The organism is Bradyrhizobium retamae (assembly GCF_001440415.1).
Lineage (GTDB): Bacteria > Pseudomonadota > Alphaproteobacteria > Rhizobiales > Xanthobacteraceae > Bradyrhizobium > Bradyrhizobium retamae.
Genome location: NZ_LLYA01000203.1, coordinates 156,450 through 173,183, shown reverse-complemented (window position 1 = coordinate 173,183; position 16,734 = coordinate 156,450). Strand labels below are relative to the sequence as shown.

General features: G+C 61.8%; 17 protein-coding genes and 1 tRNA gene. 6 read left to right on the top strand and 12 right to left on the bottom strand.

The genetic code is table 11. The annotated features are described in order from the left end of the window. The first annotated feature begins 178 nt into the window (after positions 1 to 178). Both CQ13_RS35460 and CQ13_RS35455 read left to right on the top strand, forming a co-directional pair. Entirely contained in the window at positions 179 to 931 is a 753-nt protein-coding gene (locus CQ13_RS35460; protein WP_197427545.1) for a HipA family kinase, read from the top strand. Then, complete coding sequence (locus CQ13_RS35455; RefSeq protein ID WP_057847401.1) at positions 928 to 1,779, top strand: DUF3037 domain-containing protein; 852 nt, start codon at positions 928 to 930, stop codon at positions 1,777 to 1,779. The genes CQ13_RS35460 and CQ13_RS35455 overlap by 4 nt, the downstream gene beginning before the upstream one ends. Positions 1,780 to 1,842: 63 nt before the next feature. Here the strand turns inward: CQ13_RS35455 and CQ13_RS35450 are convergent. Next, a tRNA-Glu gene (locus tag CQ13_RS35450) sits at positions 1,843 to 1,917 on the bottom strand. A 126-nt stretch (positions 1,918 to 2,043) separates the two neighbouring features. Beyond that, a complete protein-coding gene (locus CQ13_RS35445; protein WP_057847400.1) occupies positions 2,044 to 2,382 on the bottom strand; it encodes a hypothetical protein in 339 nt (112 codons plus the stop codon). Here CQ13_RS35445 and CQ13_RS35440 point away from each other — a divergent pair. Both CQ13_RS35440 and rpoH read left to right on the top strand, forming a co-directional pair. Then, positions 2,381 to 3,409 (top strand): RluA family pseudouridine synthase, encoded by a 1,029-nt coding sequence (locus tag CQ13_RS35440; protein ID WP_057847399.1) that lies wholly within the window; start codon positions 2,381 to 2,383, stop codon positions 3,407 to 3,409. The two genes, CQ13_RS35445 and CQ13_RS35440, sit on opposite strands and share 2 nt — an antisense overlap. A gap of 215 nt (positions 3,410 to 3,624) precedes the next feature. Then, the gene (gene rpoH / locus CQ13_RS35435; protein ID WP_057847398.1) at positions 3,625 to 4,527 is read left to right on the top strand and encodes an RNA polymerase sigma factor RpoH; all 903 of its coding nucleotides are present in this window, start codon (positions 3,625 to 3,627) and stop codon (positions 4,525 to 4,527) included. Positions 4,528 to 4,729: 202 nt separating this feature from the next. Here the strand turns inward: rpoH and CQ13_RS35430 are convergent, their stop codons facing one another. The 4 genes from CQ13_RS35430 to CQ13_RS35415 form a co-directional block, all read right to left on the bottom strand. Then, positions 4,730 to 5,353, bottom strand: coding sequence for a peptidoglycan recognition protein family protein (locus CQ13_RS35430; protein ID WP_057847397.1), 624 nt, complete (start codon positions 5,351 to 5,353; stop codon positions 4,730 to 4,732). A gap of 51 nt (positions 5,354 to 5,404) precedes the next feature. After that, positions 5,405 to 6,628, bottom strand: a complete 1,224-nt coding sequence (locus tag CQ13_RS35425; protein ID WP_057847396.1) for a GGDEF domain-containing protein — start codon at positions 6,626 to 6,628, stop codon at positions 5,405 to 5,407. A gap of 663 nt (positions 6,629 to 7,291) precedes the next feature. After that, positions 7,292 to 7,909, bottom strand: a complete 618-nt coding sequence (locus CQ13_RS35420; protein ID WP_057847395.1) for a LysE family translocator — start codon at positions 7,907 to 7,909, stop codon at positions 7,292 to 7,294. A gap of 50 nt (positions 7,910 to 7,959) precedes the next feature. Next, complete coding sequence (locus CQ13_RS35415; protein WP_057847394.1) at positions 7,960 to 8,361, bottom strand: response regulator; 402 nt, start codon at positions 8,359 to 8,361, stop codon at positions 7,960 to 7,962. Between the two features lie 142 nt (positions 8,362 to 8,503). Here CQ13_RS35415 and CQ13_RS35410 point away from each other — a divergent pair, with 142 nt between their 5' ends. Continuing rightward, complete coding sequence (locus CQ13_RS35410; RefSeq protein ID WP_057847393.1) at positions 8,504 to 9,346, top strand: SDR family NAD(P)-dependent oxidoreductase; 843 nt, start codon at positions 8,504 to 8,506, stop codon at positions 9,344 to 9,346. A 106-nt stretch (positions 9,347 to 9,452) separates the two neighbouring features. On the opposite strand, the gene CQ13_RS35405 is transcribed toward CQ13_RS35410, so the two are convergent. From CQ13_RS35405 to CQ13_RS35385, 5 genes are all read right to left on the bottom strand, one after another. Further along, positions 9,453 to 10,259, bottom strand: a complete 807-nt coding sequence (locus CQ13_RS35405; protein ID WP_057847392.1) for a lytic murein transglycosylase — start codon at positions 10,257 to 10,259, stop codon at positions 9,453 to 9,455. Positions 10,260 to 10,484: 225 nt separating this feature from the next. Further along, the gene (locus tag CQ13_RS35400; RefSeq protein WP_057847391.1) at positions 10,485 to 11,285 is read right to left on the bottom strand and encodes a lytic murein transglycosylase; all 801 of its coding nucleotides are present in this window, start codon (positions 11,283 to 11,285) and stop codon (positions 10,485 to 10,487) included. A gap of 195 nt (positions 11,286 to 11,480) precedes the next feature. Continuing rightward, a complete protein-coding gene (locus tag CQ13_RS35395; RefSeq protein WP_057847390.1) occupies positions 11,481 to 11,717 on the bottom strand; it encodes a hypothetical protein in 237 nt (78 codons plus the stop codon). 42 nt (positions 11,718 to 11,759) lie between these two features. Continuing rightward, positions 11,760 to 12,974, bottom strand: coding sequence for an acyl-CoA desaturase (locus CQ13_RS35390; protein WP_245309540.1), 1,215 nt, complete (start codon positions 12,972 to 12,974; stop codon positions 11,760 to 11,762). A gap of 232 nt (positions 12,975 to 13,206) precedes the next feature. Further along, positions 13,207 to 13,416, bottom strand: a complete 210-nt coding sequence (locus CQ13_RS35385) for a cold-shock protein (protein ID WP_057847389.1) — start codon at positions 13,414 to 13,416, stop codon at positions 13,207 to 13,209. A gap of 311 nt (positions 13,417 to 13,727) precedes the next feature. Between CQ13_RS35385 and CQ13_RS35380 the strand changes: the two genes are divergently transcribed. Continuing rightward, positions 13,728 to 15,311 (top strand): glycosyl hydrolase family 79 N-terminal domain-containing protein, encoded by a 1,584-nt coding sequence (locus tag CQ13_RS35380; protein ID WP_057847388.1) that lies wholly within the window; start codon positions 13,728 to 13,730, stop codon positions 15,309 to 15,311. A 34-nt stretch (positions 15,312 to 15,345) separates the two neighbouring features. Here the strand turns inward: CQ13_RS35380 and CQ13_RS35375 are convergent, their stop codons facing one another. Next, the gene (locus CQ13_RS35375) at positions 15,346 to 16,692 is read right to left on the bottom strand and encodes an MFS transporter (RefSeq protein WP_057847387.1); all 1,347 of its coding nucleotides are present in this window, start codon (positions 16,690 to 16,692) and stop codon (positions 15,346 to 15,348) included. Positions 16,693 to 16,734 lie beyond the last annotated feature (42 nt).

The following is a 16,734-nucleotide window of genomic DNA, read 5'->3' as shown; positions in this document are numbered from 1 at the left end:
GGATTTCGTTGTATCTCAACCAGTCCGGGATTTGGGCTCTCGACAAGCATGAACTCCGCCCGGCGAGCCGCACAACCAATGATCCATCCTGGATGGACTCCTCCCGCGGCTATCGGCAAGATCAGGTCGGGGGGATTCTATGCTGGGAAGAGTAGTAGCCCTAGAGTACGTGCGTCAGATGGGCGCCGGCCGTACATGCCCACTGATGGTCAATTGCGAGAAGCCGGACGGGTCGGTTGTCTCCGTCGTTGCCAAGTTTTCTGACTTCTGCGACCAGCGCGAAATCCATTTGGCGCGGGAGATTGTCGGGGCTTGTTTGGCCGGCGACCTCGGTTTGCCAGTGCCCGAACCTATGCTCATCGAAATCCCGGCTGGCTGGAGTGATATCGTCCCGGACCCGTCCTTGCGGGCGCGGGTGGCGGCAAGTAGCCCCATAGCCTTCGGCTCAACGCTGACGACGGGTGGCTTTTCGGCCTGGACCCCGGAAACAAGGATCAAGGAGGCGATGTACGACACGGCCACCGCCGTGTTCGCCTTTGACGCAATTATCCAAAACCCGGATCGTCGTACCACTAACCCAAATTGCCTTGTCCGGGGCGAGGATATCCGGATTATCGACCATGAACTGGCCTTCGCCCATCGAGTTGTACTAGGGTGGAGACCTCCCTGGGTGCCGGGAGGGCTTAACTGGTTGGAGAGAAAAGGAAGTCATATTTTTCTGGCCGATTTGAAGCGTTCTGCTTTGGATTTTGCTCCAATTCGGCAGCGTTGGAGTGCCCTTGCCGATAATCGGCTGGGCGAGTATCGAGCAGCAATTCCATATGAGTGGGCTCACGTAACGGCCGACCTAGAATCCGCGTTGACGCTCATTCGAGATGCTCGAGACAACATCGACGCGTGTATAACGGAAATTCGAAGGGTGCTCTCATGAAGGACAAGCAGCAATACAGCTTCGTGATCCTTCGCTACGTTCACGACGTGCTGACGGCTGAGTTTATCAACGTCGGCGTTGTCATGTACGTTCCCTCCGAAGGTCGGGTTATCGCGAAGACCAGAAACACGATGGGGCGCCTTCGTGGCGTCTTCCCCGATTTGGACCGCGCCGCGTTCAATTCGGCCATGTCGAGCGTCAGACGTGGTTTTCAAAAGATCGCCAAGCGCAAGTCCACGGCGGGTCTATTCAAGTCGCATGACTCCGTGCTGGCGATCGCCAAAGAAGCGGTACCCCACGATGACAGTTCGCTACAGTGGTCCCCCGTTGGGGGCGGCGTTACTGGGAACACTCAGGAGACCTTTGATCGTCTCTACAATCAGTTTGTCGCTCGGTATGACCACAAGTCGTCGCACCGTCGAACGGACGACGAGATATGGCGCCCCGTGCTCGCCAAGCTAGAAGAGCGAAACTTGGCGGCGAAGCTGCACGAAAAGGTAATCACCGGATCGTTGGATGACGTCACGTTCAAGCACGCTTGGAAAAACGGACAGTGGCACGTTTATGAACCGGTCTCCTTCGACCTAGCCGAGGCAGATAGTATTAAGGGAAAGGCTCGGGAATGGCTCGGGCACCTAGCCGCCGTCGTTGCGGACGGTAAGACAGAAGCTTTCAAGCCACATTTCTTCGTAGGGGCGCCATCTGATCCCCGCCTGAATGCTGCCTACGAGGTGGCTAAGAAGATACTGAGCCAAGCGCCCAACAGCCCTGAGGTGTTTGAAGAGGCGCAGTTAGATGAGTTCGTTTCTCAGATTGAGGACGAAGTTCGAGCACACGACGCTCAGTAAAAGTTGTCCGTTCGAGGCCTGAACATGTGGGCCAAACTAACCCGTCGCGCCGACGGAGCCCGCTGGCGCTCCCTAGGGGAATCGAACCCCTGTTTCAGCCTTGAGAGGGCCGCGTCCTAACCGCTAGACGAAGGGAGCGTGTGCTTCAGGGAATAGCCTCGAAATGTGCGGTCGGCAAGGCAAGTCTGAAGCCTTCGCACGGGTGGTTAACCCTGTTGCTTCGGGTCCTCGGGCCGACCCGGTGCACACCCGATCCGCCCTGCCTCAGGGTTCGCTGACGAATCTGAGCTTTCCTGCGGGTTTCAGGGTCTTCGCGTCAAAAGTGCGGATTTCGATCACCCCGCTTATATCCAGCGTCAGCACCAGCCGCTCGCCGGCCACCGCCGTCGCGACGATGCGGGCGCCCCCGGGCAGGGTTTCAGTGATGTCCGTCGTGCCAGGGGTGGGGCTTCCCTCGCCGCGGTAAAGGCGGTACCCGACGGCGATCAGGACCACGGCCACCGCGAGCGCCGAGGTCAGGCCCGCGATCAGCATCATCCGCCTGACACGCGCGATCAGCGCGGCCTGCTCGGGGGTCGGTTCGGGCGCAACGGTATCGGTCATGCAAGGCTCTAGCTTGGAACAGGGATTATCGAACGGCGGGCAAAGGCTGGAGGTTATTGTCGGCGGCGACGAGGGATCGCCCCGCCTCGATCGCGTGCTCGCGGTGCTTCGCCCGGAACTGTCGCGCTCGCGGCTGAAAGCGCTGATCCTGGCCGGTTCCGTTACCGCCAAGGGCACCCCCATCCGCGACCCCGCTTATCATGTCGCGGCTGGCGATACGATCACAATCGATGTCCCCGAGGCCGCGCCGCCGGAGCCTCTGGGCGAAGATATCGCGCTCGATATCGTCTATGAGGACGACGACATCATCGTCATCGACAAGCCGAAGGGGCTGGTCGTGCATCCGGCCGCCGGCCACGAGAGCGGCACGCTGGTAAATGCCTTGATCGCGCATTGCGGCGCCAGCCTTTCCGGCATCGGCGGCGTACGGCGGCCGGGCATCGTGCACCGGTTAGATAAGGACACCACCGGCCTGATGGTGGTCGCCAAGAACGACCACGCCCATCAATCGCTGACCGCGCAATTCGCCGATCACGGCCGCACCGGTCCGATGCAGCGCGGCTACATGGCCTTCATCTGGGGCGTACCCAACCGCCAGCGCGGCACGGTCGCAGCCCCAATCGACCGGCACCCCTATGCGCGCGAAAAAATGGCGGTGCGCCAAAGCGGTCGCGAGGCCGTCACCCACTGGGTATTGCAAGCAGCCTACCAGGGGCGCGACGGCAAGCCGGTCGCTTCCCTCCTCGCTTGCCAGCTCGAGACCGGACGGACCCATCAGATCCGGGTGCATCTCGCCCATGTCGGCCACCCCCTGATGGGCGATGCGGTCTATGGCCCGCATTTCAAGACCAAGGCCCGCCACCTCGGCCCCGAGGGCCAGGCGGCGCTAGCCGCCCTCGGCCGGCAGGCGCTGCACGCTTATCTGCTTGCCCTGGAACACCCCCGAACGGGAGAACTTTTGCATTGGGAGGCGCCCCTGCCGGAGGATCTCATCCTTCTGCAAGGCGCCCTGGAAGCGGCCCTATGACGCAGGCTTTTCAGGAAACTTAAGACATACCAATTGGTTATAGCTGCCACACGGGGACGTGACGTCAGCATTCCTTCCCTATTTGTTCGTTTTTTGCTATGTTGCATATGCGTTGAATATCCAACGCGGAACATCGCAGCGTGATTGGCTTTAACACAGCGATCACCTGCCGGGCCCGCCGCTGTCGGGGGCCTGAACCACTGGAGGGCGCTCAAATGGCCCGTACAGCTACCTTGCCGGTTCTCAATGGAGAATCCGGTCTGTCTAGATACCTCGCCGAGATCCGCAAATTTCCGATGCTGGAACCCCAGCAGGAATACATGCTCGCCAAACGCTGGCGCGAGCATGACGATCGCGACGCGGCGCATCACCTTGTCACCAGCCATCTCCGGCTCGTGGCCAAGATCGCCATGGGCTATCGCGGCTACGGCTTGCCGATCTCTGAGGTCGTCTCAGAGGGCAATGTCGGCCTGATGCAGGCGGTCAAGCGGTTCGAGCCCGAGAAGGGTTTTCGTCTCGCCACCTACGCCATGTGGTGGATCAAGGCCTCGATTCAAGAGTACATTCTGCGTTCGTGGTCGCTCGTGAAAATGGGAACCACCGCGAACCAGAAGAAGCTCTTCTTCAACCTGCGCAAGGCGAAGAGCAAGATCTCCGCGCTGGACGAGGGTGATCTCCACCCCGATCAGGTAAAGCTGATCGCCAAGCGTCTCGGCGTGACGGATCAGGACGTGATCGACATGAACCGCCGTCTCGGCGGCGACGCGTCGCTCAACGCGCCGATCCGCGACGACGGCGAAGCCGGCGAATGGCAGGACTGGCTGGTCGACAACTCGCCCAACCAGGAAGCCGTGATGGCTGAGCACGAGGAGTTCGATCATCGCCGTCGGGCGTTGAACGGCGCCATCGGCGTGCTCAACCCGCGCGAACGCCGCATCTTCGAGGCGCGGCGCCTGGCGGAAGAGCCGATGACGCTGGAAGACCTCGCCGCCGAATTCGGGGTCTCGCGCGAACGCGTGCGGCAGATCGAGGTGCGCGCTTTCGAAAAGGTGCAGTCGGCCGTCAAGGGCACGATTGCCCGGCAGGAAGCCGAAGCCGAACTCGAAGCCGCGCACTAATCGCGGCAGAGGTATCAAGTAACGAAAGCCGGCGGCAACGCCGGCTTTTTGTCTTGTGGACGCTGTTCTCCACCGACTCCGCTGTCGTCCTCCGCGAAAGCGGGGGACCCAGTACGCTGCGGCGGTCGTGAGACGGCGTGCAATAACTACGGTCTCTGGAATATTGGATCGCAAGGTCAAGCCGGACGATGACAGCGGCGATCTACTCGGCCCAATCCCGCGCCATCTTGGCCAGGGCGCAGCCTTCGCAATAGCGCGCGTCCTTGAAGTCGATCCAGTTGTGCGCATAGACGCGGTCGAGCGGAATGCCGTAACGCGCGCGCAGCACCTTTACCAGGATTCGCCACGCCGCGATCTGCGCATCCGTCGGGCCCCGCGTCACATCAGGAAAATTGCCGGCGAATTCGACGCCGACCGAATTGCTGCCGATCACCTGACGATAGGTCGATCCATTGTCGATATACTTGTTGTCGTTGCGGTTGGCGCCGTCGCCATGCGTCGGAACGAGATGTTCGCCGACCGCCCAGTACACCGTGCCGTCGGTTTCGACCCAGACCATGACGCCGCGCCGCGTCGGGTTCTTCGACTGCGCCAGCGCGCCGCCGCGCGCGGAGCCCGCCGGCCCCTCGGTCTGATGCACGATGATGTTGCGCCACGGATGGGCCTTTGCGAGATCGCCCCATGGCGCCAGCCAGACCATCTTCAAGCCGGGAATATCCGGCGTGCCCGACGAACGCGCGATCGCGGCGAGGTCGGGCGATTGCGCGCAGGCGCAAGCAGGAAGCGAGAGAGCGAACAGTGCCGCCGCGACGAGGCGAAAATTCATGACCCGAAAATTCATGACCGAGGTCCAGTGACGAACCTTTAGTAGCACGCCTCAGGCCTGCTTGCGGAGGGCCACGTCCGCTGCCGCTTCGGCCTCGGGCACCAGCGGCGGCGCCGGATCGTAGACAGCAAAGCCGTTGCGGCCGGCCTTCTTGACGTCGTACAGCGCGTGGTCGGCGGCGGCGATCAGGCGATCGGGGAAGCCGCCCATCTCGCGGGTCCATTGTGCGACGCCGATCGAGACTGCGATCGGAATGTCGTTGCCGGTGCATTGTTCGGCGTCCGCGCGGCAGACCTCCAGCACGCGGCGCGCGATCATCGCGCCCTCGCGCAGCGTCGAGGACGGCAACACGATGCAGAATTCGTCGCCGCCGGTGCGTGCCAGCATGTCGCCGGGCCGCAGCCGGGTTTGCGCCATCAGGGTGAAGTGCTGCAGGCAGGCGTCGCCCGCGGCGTGACCATAGGTATCGTTGATGCCCTTGAAGCCGTCGAGATCGATCACCAACAGCGCGAAGGGCTGACCGCTGCGTTCGGAGCGCGCGCATTCTTCCGTGAGCCGCTGCACCAGATAGCGGCGATTGCCGACGCCGGTAAGGTCGTCGAGCAGCGCCAGATCCGCGACCTCGTTGCGCAGCCGGTCCATCGCCATCAGCAGGAAGCCGAAATTCAGCGACATCGACAGGAACACCAGCACCAGGATGACGACCGACTGCGCCGGGGTGAAATGCATGTAGGAGAAGCCGGGCCCCATGCCGGTGACCGCGCCGGTCAACCGAACCGCGAGAATGGTCATGATGATAATGGTGACGACGCCGGCCAGCCGGGCGCCCGGATTGATGCGCCCTTCGTGCGGGGTCAGCAACAGCTTCAGGCCCATCGCCATGGGCAGCACTTGGGCGATCGTAAAGACGGTCATCCGCGCTGGCACGCTGTCGTAGACGAAGATGAAAAAGGACAGACCGACAAAGGCAAAGCCGGTGGTCAAGGCGGTACGAAGCCACGAAACCGGCCGGGTGAAGAATCTCTGAATTCCCATCGTGGCAAGGCAGATCGCCAGTACCAGCGTGGTGCCGGCGAACAGCAACGGCACGAGAGAGTCCGGGAAGACTACGCGCAGCGTCGCCATCGCAGCGCCCGCCGCCGCCGTGAACGCCGAGCCGGTCCAGAACCGCGCGGCCTCGAACGACGGATAACAGCGCATGACGTAGGCCCAGATCAGGCCTAGCGCGAGAAAATTGATGACGAACACCGTCCACAGCGTCGGAACGCTCAGCATCGTGAACTCAAGACACGCACGCGTCCCGTCTCCCCTGTTGTCTAACGACCGCCTGGGACTTCCGCGCGCGCGCCCAGAGCCTTCACCCGCGACAATCCCCGTCGTCTTACGGGACAAAGTGCATCTGCGCCCTTAACGGACCCTGATGGCCGCCGGTCAATCCAAGCCGTGGTTTTGAATTGATGAAGATCGCGCGCGTTCGGACATCGTTAAGCATGATGCGCACGCATGCGAGCGGCGGCGGCGACGCTCATTTCGGCAAAAATCGCATCAAAATGCATAACAACTGTGGATAACGTGATGACACCGCCATGACGGCACGCGGCAGCGGCCTGCGAATCTGCTGGGATCGTGTGTGAGGATGTTGCGAGGCTGGCCCTCCGCCAAGCATGCCTCGGTGTCGCGTTTCAATCCATGAAAACCTTGAGAGGATACTATGGCTAAGAAAGCGAAGAAGGCGAAAAAGGCGAAGGCCAAGAAAGCCAAGAAGTCGAAGAAGAAGTGAATTTCGGCCCGGGTGGAGTGCTCAGCTCCGCCCGGGCTCCCAACTCCGGGTGAATTTTGGAAAATGGCGGGCCGCGGGTCCGCCTTTTTATTTGCGCGCGCGGCGAACTCGATATCGATCGCGTTGGCCGCGCCTGCAATGACGGTCGCGCGAAAAATCTAGCGCTCCGCAAGCGCCAGCTTCGCCCCGAGCGCGGCAAATCCCGCTGCAAAGCTGCGGCGCAGCCAGGCCATCACCTTCGGCCGGGTGATGACACGGTCGCGCATCGCGGCCGCGAACAGGCCATAGAGCGCGAACACCGCAAACGTCATCGCCATGAACGCTGCGCTCAATTCCAGCATCCGCGCCAAGGGATGCGGCTCGTCGACCGCGACGAATTGCGGCAGGAAGGCCAGGAAGAAGATCGAGAGCTTTGGATTGAGGATGTTGACCAGGACGGCAGTCGCGATGACGCGCCGGCTGGAGCGCACTTTCGCGGCCGGGCGCGTGTCGATCGCGAGCGCGCCGGTCTCGCGCAACGCCTGCCAGGCCATGTAAAGCAGATACGCCACGCCGCACCATTTCAGCGCGGCAAAAGCCAGAGCGCTGGTGTGCAGCACGGCGGCGAGCCCGAGCATGGCGGCCAGCATATGCGGCACGATGCCGAGGGTACAGCCGAAGGCCGCCGCGATACCGGGCCGTGCACCCAGTGTCAGCGCCACCGCCAGCGTGTAGAGCACGCCGGTGCCGGGGGAAGCGACCACGATCAGCGAGGTCAACAGGAACGACAGGGTCATGCCCTACTATTAACACGACGACATTTGGCGCGAAAGCAGGGCGGCGGCGCTCACGGGCGCGGTTCGCCGCCGTGCTCCCGTGCATAGACCATGCGCTCCGCCTCGCGGATCACGTCGAGCGGCGCCCAAGGCTTGGCCCAGAACTGCACGCCGTCGGGCAATTCCTGATACAGCGGCTTGCCCGAGGTGACGATCACGCCCATCTCGGGATTGTATTTCCTTGCGATGTGCGCGAGTTCGACACCATCCATGTTGCCGGCAAGCTGCACGTCGGTCATCATCAAGACCAGATTGCCGGCCGCGCGCTCCAGCACCAGCTCAGCGGCCTCGGCGCTCTCGCATTCGATGACATCGACCTCACTCTCCTCCAGCAGCAGGCAGATCATGTTCCGCTGCATCGGGTCGTCCTCGACAATGAGGGCCGTTGCGCGATGGGGTTTGGATTGTCCCATGTGAATCTCCTCTCAGAATCGCGTCGCCGCCTCTGTCGGGTATTCGACACTAAGCGCGGAAACCGCTTTATGGTTCAGTTCCAATTTGCGAAAGTTTGCAGGAACCCACCTGTTTTTCGACCTGCAAGGAGTTCGATCCGACATGACTGCGATATCCGGAAGCGCGGCCGCCGTGACCGGCGCCGCCAGCGGCATCGGCCGCGCGCTGGCGCTGGAACTGGCCGCGCGCGGCTGCGATCTCGCGCTCGCCGACCGCGACGAGGCCGGGCTGCAGCAGGTGGCCGCCGAGATCGGAAAAGCGAACAAGCGCAAGGTAACGATCCACCGCGTCGATGTCGGCGAGCCCGCCCGGATCCAGGAGTTTGCCGACGCGATCGCCGCGCATCCGGAGCTGAACATCGTCATCAACAATGCCGGCGTCGCGCTGCTCGGCGCCTTCAACGAGGTCGATCAGGCGCAGATGGAATGGCTGATCAACATCAATTTCTGGGGCGTGGTGCACGGCACGCGCGCCTTCCTGCCGCATCTTTCGACGAGGCCGGAGGCGCATATCGTCAACCTCTCCTCGATCTTCGGCATCGTCGCTCCGCCCGGCCAGACCGCCTATTGCGCCGCCAAGTTCGCGGTGCGCGGATTTTCGGAAAGCCTGCGGCATGAGCTTGCGATGGCGAACAGCCCGGTGAAGCTCTCGGTGGTGCATCCCGGCGGAGTCCTGACCAACATCGTGCGCAACTCCCGCACCGGAAACGGCATCGCCGACAATGCGCGCCGCGCCGAATCGATCGAGCGTTTCGACGCGATCGCCAGGACCACGCCGCCGGCCGCGGCGCAACGCATCATTCTCGGCATCGAGAAAAACCAGCCGCGCATTCTGATCGGCAACGACGCAAAGTTCATGGACCTCTTGCAGCGGTTTCGCCCGGCGACTTATTGGGCGGTGTTGGCGAAGCGGATCGAGAAGATGGGCGCGCAGGCGGGAAAGTGATTTCATTCTCGCGTGACACTGTCGACGCTCAGGTGGTCGGCTCCCTCCTCTTGCGGCGCCCCGCAGGGGGGGAGGGAGCACACCGTTCGTGTGGCGACAGATCAGATCAACGCCCCACCAGCCGGTCCGCGAAGTAGCCAATCGTCTTGCGGTAGATCGTCGCCCTGTTCCACTCCCGCATGGCTTCGAAATTCGCAGTGCCCTCGCCGTATGGCGCGCCATTCTTGAAGCCCGAAACGTGCAGCAGGTTCGCGGTGGAAGCGAGCACGTCGGGCACGCTGTGGCGCAGGTCGACATGGCCGTTGCCGTCGAAATCGATGCCGTATTTGATGTAGGACGACGGCAGGAACTGCGTCTGGCCGATCTCGCCGGCGAAAGCGCCGGTCAGGTCGCGCAGCGGGAGATCGCCGCGCTGCACGATTTTCAGCGCAGCCAGCAATTCGCCCTGAAACAATTCGGTGCGGCGGCAATCATGCGCCATGGTCATCAGCGTGCGGATCACCGGCATCTTGCCGATGTCGCCCTTGCCGTAATCGCTCTCCAGCCCCCAGATCGCGACGATGATCTGCGGCGGCACACCGAACTTCTGCTCAATGCGCGCCAGCAGTGACGCGTGCCTCAGCAGCATCTGCCGCCCGATGTTGATGCGTCCGGGGCCGACGCGGGTGGAGACATATTGCTCGAACGTCTTGTTGAAGGTGCCGCGCTGGCGGCGGTCGAAAGCGAGCACCGCCGGATCCTGCGTGATGCCGGCAAAGGCCTGGCCGATCACCGCTTGCGACACGCCGGCCGCCTGCGCCTCTGCCGCCATCGCCGAGACGAAGGTGTTGAAATCGCCGCCACAGCGGGCGGCATAAGTGGGGGTGGAGAAGATGACGGCGACGAGAAAAATGGCCCAACGAAATATGCGCATGCGAATCCCTTGTTCATTCCCGCGTCCGTTATGCCATGGGAAGATGCCGCGCGGCAGGTGCTTGCGCGGATTTCGTCGAGACCTCGTCGTCCCCGCGCACGCCGGGAGCCATACGCCGCGGCCGATCTTGTTAGAGCGGACTGGTCGATGATCTCGCTTCAACAATTGATTCCAGTGGCTATGGGTCCCTGCGTTCGCGTGGACGACGGGAATGCCCCCTACTCGCTACTCCCCACCATCAATCTGGCGGCCCATCAGCGCGATCGCCTTCTGGTAGACGCCGGCGGCATTCCAGGCCTGGATGGCGGCGAAATTCGGCTCGCCCGGCTGATAGCCGGCGCCCGCGCGCCAGCCATGCGCCTTCAAAAAGTTCGCGGTCGACATCAGCGCGTTGGCCGCGTTTTCGAGATTTCCGGTACCGTAAGCCAAAATGGCTTTTGGCATGAACTGCGTCTGGCCAACCTCACCATGCATCGAGCCGCGCTGGCTGGCAGGAAGCGCGCCGCGATCGATCAATTGCAGCGCCGCGTAGAGATGCTCCGTAAAATACTCCGAGCGCCGGCAGTCATAGGCGAGCGTCGCGATCGAGGCGAGCATGTTCTGATTGCCGCGCTGGCTGCCGAACCCGGTCTCCATCCCCCAGATCGCGAGCAGCGGCCCCGGCGGCACGCCGTAGCGGCTCTGAATGGAGGCGAACAGCGCGGCCTGCGATTGCTTGAGCTGGCGCCCCCTGGCGACGATGGTTGTGGCGCCGCGCTTGGCGAGAAACTGATCGAGCGAGAGTTTGAAACTGCGCTGGCCGCGGTCGGCATTGATGGTCGCCTGCGCATAGTTCGTCGCCATCAGGGCCTGGATGGTCGAGGCGCTGATGCCTTTGGCGCGGGCCTCGCCGGCGAATTGCTGCTTCCAGGACTCATAGCCGGCGGCGGAGGTGCCGCATTGGGCGGCGTGAGCGTAGGGTCCTGCAGATGCGAAGATAGCCAAGGTCAGGAAAGTGGCCGTCGTAAGTCTCTTGCTCTTGGACATCCGGAGTTCCTCGGCTTACCGACTTTCGCTCGCGCGGCCAGCTTAACGGAAGGTTGGCGGCGGTCTAGGGCGTCTACTCATAAATCCGGGTATGGCGCGTGCGGCCACATGTCGGTTTTACCCACGAGGCCAGTTATGAATCAAGATCGATCATGATAGCGACGTAACGGTGCCTGCTCCGTCCGCATAGGCTGTTTAGATCATGGTGAGCTTGAGCTGGCCACCTTCAACGGTCCCCGTCGCGAGAGCGTCGCGAGCCATCTTTTCGATGGTCGGCCAATTCGCGAGAAGGTACTTCTGCGCCCGTGCCTTCGTAGGAAAGCTGGTTTGCAGTATGCAGCCCTGCCGCGCGTTTCCATTCGCAATCTGAAAAGATACAGTTTGGGGTCCCTCATTGATCTCTTGTTCGGTAGGTTTGGGAAGTTTGCGCATACACTAGCTCCTTATGAAAATTGTTACACAAGAATAGAGACATCAGCCGTTTGAGGACGGGTGTCCGCTATTCATGCTCGCTTGCGATTTCGAATTTGCCACTGCCAACCGAGGTGGACTGATCAATAGAGATCCGACAGATTCGATCAGGACCCCATATGCACGCTCGACGATGTCGTCCAAAAATCTAGTCTTCGCGAACATCTCCTGGGCTGCAGCGAGTAGCTGGTCACGAGTTGGCATGTGAGGCGGATGCAGATTCCAACGCAGATCGGCCCGCTGCTGCAATAGAAGCAGCGCGTCCCGCACCGACGACAATTCGGTCTCGTGGACTGATGACTTGATAGCCTGCGCGATGTGTTCGGGGTTGAAGCGTCTAGCGAGCTGCTCAGCCGTTCGGCTTAGTATTCGTGATCCCAATCGCTGCTCATTGCGCAGAACCGGCTCCGGCGGCCTCTTTAGATCCCAGACGATCCCGAGCCAGGACAAGCCCACCAGAACATAATAGGTCACATCAATCTCCCACCAACGGAAGCCCTGCCGAGCGCTGCTCTGGTAGGCGTGATGATTGTTGTGCCAGCCCTCACCCATCGTAACGAGAGCCAGCAGCCAATTGTTGCGGGAATCATCGCCCGTAACATACCGCTTGCGTCCGTGAACATGTGCCAGGGAATTGATGCAAAACGTTGCATGATACAGAACGACGGTGCTCCAGAGGAAGCCGACCACCAAGCCCGGCCATCCGGCAATGAGGAAGCAGAGGCCAGCGATCATGACCGCTGGCAAAACCTCGAATTTATGCAGCCACATCAACTCGGGATACGATGCAAAATCCGAAACCTTTACCAGATCGGTTGCATCGTGCTGTCGATAGAAGATCCAGCCGACATGACTGTGCACGAAGCCTTTGTGCCGGGGTGAATGCACATCTAGCTCGGAATCTGAATGAAGATGGTGATGCCGGTGTTTCGCAGCCCACCAAAGCACGCTTTTCTGAGCGCTGCTTTGGGCAAGGAATGCAAGGATGAATTGAAACACCCGGCTTGTCGAGTAGGCTCGGTGTGAGAAATACCGATGATACCCGGCACCGATCGCAAACATACGCAGCCAATATAAAACGACGCAGATTGCAGTCGCTTGCCATGTGATGCCCGACCAGAACGCCGCGACACACCCTGCGTGGACCAAAAGAAACGGAAGGACCTGCGGGTACATGATGTCATCATGTTCCTGATCTGGATTGATATTGGTAGGCACGTTCCCAACCTCAGTTGTTTCAACGGGCAGGTCACCGCCAACAGACTGCTCAAGGCCAAGTCTTGAAGGCCAAGTCTTGAAGGCCGAGTCTTGAAGGCCGAGCCTTGGCGGCATTGCCCGCGATATTCAAAAAAAGAACTCCGCGGCCGGTAAACCCGGCGCGGAGTCGCGAAAGCCAAAGGCTCTGCCAGTACATCCGTGGTCAAAGCAGCATGGCGTCGATTGCGGCAGCTTACGCGGCGCGCAGATTTTCCGCGGCAGATTTACCGGTCCGGCGATCTGCAACGACGTCAAAGGAAACCTTCTGTCCCTCGTTGAGGGCACTCATGCCGGCGCGTTCGACAGCGCTGATATGAACGAAAACATCTGGGCCTCCCTGGTCCGGCTGAATGAAACCGAAACCCTTTTGGCTGTTAAACCACTTCACAGTTCCCGTATTCATGGGAGATCGTCCTTCAAGATAAATGTATGTTTGGAACCGCGCTCGAGAACGCAGCAGGCTAGTTTTCGAGGTTTGGGGGAGGGTCGTCAGTCAGGCGCTATGAGCGGCAAGGCCAAGTCGTTCGGCCGAAACTCGATTGACTATACATGGCTATTATTTGATCATTTCGCAAGTGGCTTCCAGTTTCTTTGGCAATGAGCCAACTGCAATTGTTCCCTTCGCTCCGCGGAAGAGAATGCTGCGGGGGTCGGCATCGCCCACCGGCGCGTGCCTTACGAGTTGCTCGCCGGGCGCTCCTCCAGGGACACGCCATGACCAGGTCCAGTGGTTTCAAAGTCGGAATGGGCATTGTGATCGCCGCGCTCGCGGCAATCCCGAAGGCGGCCGCCCAGGCGCCAACGCTTTCCGTCGATCCTTCACGATTGCCCCGTCTCGGCACCATCGACGAGCGCTTTCAATCGTACAATGTGGAAATGGTTAAGGTCACGGGCGGACGCTTCTGGAAACCCTACAGGTCGAGTGCCTCAGCGCCATCGGCTCGCGGCGCCGATAACGCCGAAAATATGCCGGCGAGTGCGAACCCCGACCTCTACGCGTATCGAGAGCCGATCGACCTGTCGACCCGCCGGCTGCGTATATTGGCCGCGGCGCTGGCCCCAGCCTATCTGCGCGTTAGCGGCACCTGGGCCAATAGCACTTACTTTGCAGAAAGCGATGAGCCCTCGACGCCGCCCAACGGCTTCCGTGCGGTATTAAGCCGCGAGCGCTGGAAAGGCGTCATCGACTTTGCCCGCGCGGCCGGCGCAGAGATCGTGACGTCGATGGCGATAAGCCCCGGCGTCCGCGACGCAGCAGGTCTTTGGCGGAGCGATCAGGCGCGTCGGCTGTTTGCCTACACCAAATCCATCGGCGGCAGGATTGCCGCCGCCGAATTCATGAATGAGCCGACGCTGGCGGCCATGGGCGGCGCACCGAAAGGATACGACGCGGCAGCTTATGGACGGGACTTCAAAGCCTTTGTTGCGTTCATCAGGAACAGCCAACCAGATGTGATTGTTCTGGGCCCTGGTTCGATCGGCGAGACAACTGCGTCGCAATCACCCCCGCAATCCAGCTCCGATTTTCTCCGTACGCGGGATCTGCTTGCCGCATCCGGCCCCGGCATCGACGCCTTTTCCTATCATCACTACGGCGCCCTCTCGCAGCGATGCTCCGGGATTCCGGGCCAGACCACACCAGAGGCCGCGCTTTCGGAAGGCTGGCTGGCGAGCACCGAGCAGACCCTCGCGTTTTACCAATCGCTGAGGGACGAGTTTGCGCCTGACAAGCCGATGTGGCTGACCGAAACCGCCGAGGCCGCCTGCGGCGGCAATCCCTGGGCTTCCACTTTCCTCGATACGTTCCGATATCTCGATCAACTTGGCCGACTTGCCAGGGCTGGCGTCCAGATGGTGGCGCACAACACGCTGGCTGCCAGCGATTACGGCCTGCTTGACGAGACGACGTTGCGGCCGCGGCCAAACTACTGGGCGGCGCTGCTTTGGCGCAGGCTGATGGGAACGACCGTTCTCGACGCCGGCGTGCATAAGGGGATTCACCTCTACGCGCATTGCCGACGAGGCGTGCGTGGCGCCGTCACGCTGCTCGCCATCAATACGGACAGGACGAACGCCGCAATGCTGCGATTGCCCGCGGCCAGCGAGCGGTACACGCTGTCGGCGGATCATCTGCAAAGCGCCGACGTGACCCTGAATGGAAGGGTTTTGGAGCTCGGCCCAAATGACGATCTTCCGCGGCTCGCCGCGGTGACATCGCCGCCGGGTTCGATCGAGATCGCGCCGGCCACGATTGCTTTCCTCACGGTCGCGGATGCGAGAAACCCGGCATGCGCTTGAACCTCTTGCGGATGCCGGCCGTACAAATGGACTTTCAATCCACGTGCAGCCGAAAGCAGAGCACCGCGCTGGCCAGCGCTGAAACTCCCACCAGCACCAGCACGCCGGGAAATCCGGTGAGCGCGAAGACGATACCGCCAAAGGTCACCCCGACCGTGCCGCCGAGAAAGCTGCACGAATTGAGTAGTCCAGAGCCTTTTCCCGCCTGCGATTGGGGCAGCGTTGCAAGTCCGAGCCGCGGCGCCGAGGCGTAAGTGAGCGCGATTCCAGCGCCGGCGACAAAGAGACCGGGCATCAGAAGAGCGAATCTTGCTTCGATCTGAAACGACGACCAGATGATCGCGCAGCCGAGCGCAAGCAGGAGCGATCCACCCGTCAGCATGCGCCGCACGCCGATCCGCATTCCAATGGAGGGAGCCGCTCGCGCGAAGGCAAACAGCGCAACCGAGAGCGGCAGCAGCGAAAGGCCAGCCGCAACGGCGGACATGCCGGGTCCGCCTGCGGATTGTGCAAAGAGGTTGTAGTAGAGCAGCAGCGTCATGATGTCGAACATCACGAGAAACAGGAGGCCGGCGGCGATCGCAAAACTGCGGTTCGAGAACAGGCCGAAGTCGACCAGCGGCTGACGGCGCCGCGTCTCGGTCCAGATCAGTCCACCGAACGCAATCACCGCCAGCGCGAGCGGGACCATTGCGGCTTGCGGGTGGACGCGGATATGCGCCAACGCCTGCAACCCCGATATCAGCGTCACCATGAAGACGGCGAGAATGCCAAGGCCCATCCAGTCCATCGAAATCGTGCGACCGCCTTGCGCGCCGGGATGCCGTAGCAACATCAGCGCTGCGGGCACCATGGCGGCGACGTTCAACCAGAAGATAAAGCGCCAGCCGGCGTAATGCGTCACGGCCCCGCCGACGAGCGGACCGATGCTGAAGCCGAGCATCAGGAAGCCGGTCCAGGCGCCGATCGCCTCCGCCCGCCGCGAGTCGGGCGCGGCTTCGGTCAGCGCGGCAAGTGTGCCGGCCACGGCGAACGCGGCTCCCAGCCCTTGCAGCGCACGTGCGCCGACCACCACGAATCCGGCTGGTGCAAGCGCAATGATCAGCGAGGCGAGAGCGAACAAGACAATGCCGGCAATCGAGGACCTTCGTGCCCCAAGCCGATCCGCCGCGCCGCCGCCGACGATGATGAATATCGCGGCGGTCAGGAGATAGGCATTGACCACCCATTCGACCTCCGCCGGACCAAGTTGCAGGCTGGCTTTCATTTCGGGCAGCCCGGCCATGATCGCCGTGCTGTTGTCGCCCACCGCCAGCATGGCAAGGCAGCAGGCTATCAGCACCGGTCCGAGGTCGCTCTTGGTGTTGAAGGCTGCCGGCATCACCAATGCCTCCTCCGCTTATTCCAGGCGAACAGTATGCCG

Excerpts from the sequence above, each read along its gene's own strand:
- CQ13_RS35460 (WP_197427545.1), top strand. The coding sequence starts at position 179 with ATGGGCGCCGGCCGTACATGCCCACTGATGGTCAATTGCGAGAAGCCG.
- CQ13_RS35455 (WP_057847401.1), top strand. The coding sequence starts at position 928 with ATGAAGGACAAGCAGCAATACAGCTTCGTGATCCTTCGCTACGTTCAC.
- CQ13_RS35440 (WP_057847399.1), top strand. The coding sequence starts at position 2,381 with ATGCAAGGCTCTAGCTTGGAACAGGGATTATCGAACGGCGGGCAAAGG.
- CQ13_RS35445 (WP_057847400.1), bottom strand. The coding sequence starts at position 2,382 with ATGACCGATACCGTTGCGCCCGAACCGACCCCCGAGCAGGCCGCGCTG.
- rpoH (WP_057847398.1), top strand. The coding sequence starts at position 3,625 with ATGGCCCGTACAGCTACCTTGCCGGTTCTCAATGGAGAATCCGGTCTG.
- CQ13_RS35430 (WP_057847397.1), bottom strand. The coding sequence starts at position 5,353 with ATGAATTTTCGCCTCGTCGCGGCGGCACTGTTCGCTCTCTCGCTTCCT.
- CQ13_RS35425 (WP_057847396.1), bottom strand. The coding sequence starts at position 6,628 with ATGCTGAGCGTTCCGACGCTGTGGACGGTGTTCGTCATCAATTTTCTC.
- CQ13_RS35420 (WP_057847395.1), bottom strand. The coding sequence starts at position 7,909 with ATGACCCTGTCGTTCCTGTTGACCTCGCTGATCGTGGTCGCTTCCCCC.
- CQ13_RS35415 (WP_057847394.1), bottom strand. The coding sequence starts at position 8,361 with ATGGGACAATCCAAACCCCATCGCGCAACGGCCCTCATTGTCGAGGAC.
- CQ13_RS35410 (WP_057847393.1), top strand. The coding sequence starts at position 8,504 with ATGACTGCGATATCCGGAAGCGCGGCCGCCGTGACCGGCGCCGCCAGC.
- CQ13_RS35405 (WP_057847392.1), bottom strand. The coding sequence starts at position 10,259 with ATGCGCATATTTCGTTGGGCCATTTTTCTCGTCGCCGTCATCTTCTCC.
- CQ13_RS35400 (WP_057847391.1), bottom strand. The coding sequence starts at position 11,285 with ATGTCCAAGAGCAAGAGACTTACGACGGCCACTTTCCTGACCTTGGCT.
- CQ13_RS35395 (WP_057847390.1), bottom strand. The coding sequence starts at position 11,717 with ATGCGCAAACTTCCCAAACCTACCGAACAAGAGATCAATGAGGGACCC.
- CQ13_RS35385 (WP_057847389.1), bottom strand. The coding sequence starts at position 13,416 with ATGAATACGGGAACTGTGAAGTGGTTTAACAGCCAAAAGGGTTTCGGT.
- CQ13_RS35380 (WP_057847388.1), top strand. The coding sequence starts at position 13,728 with ATGACCAGGTCCAGTGGTTTCAAAGTCGGAATGGGCATTGTGATCGCC.
- CQ13_RS35375 (WP_057847387.1), bottom strand. The coding sequence starts at position 16,692 with ATGCCGGCAGCCTTCAACACCAAGAGCGACCTCGGACCGGTGCTGATA.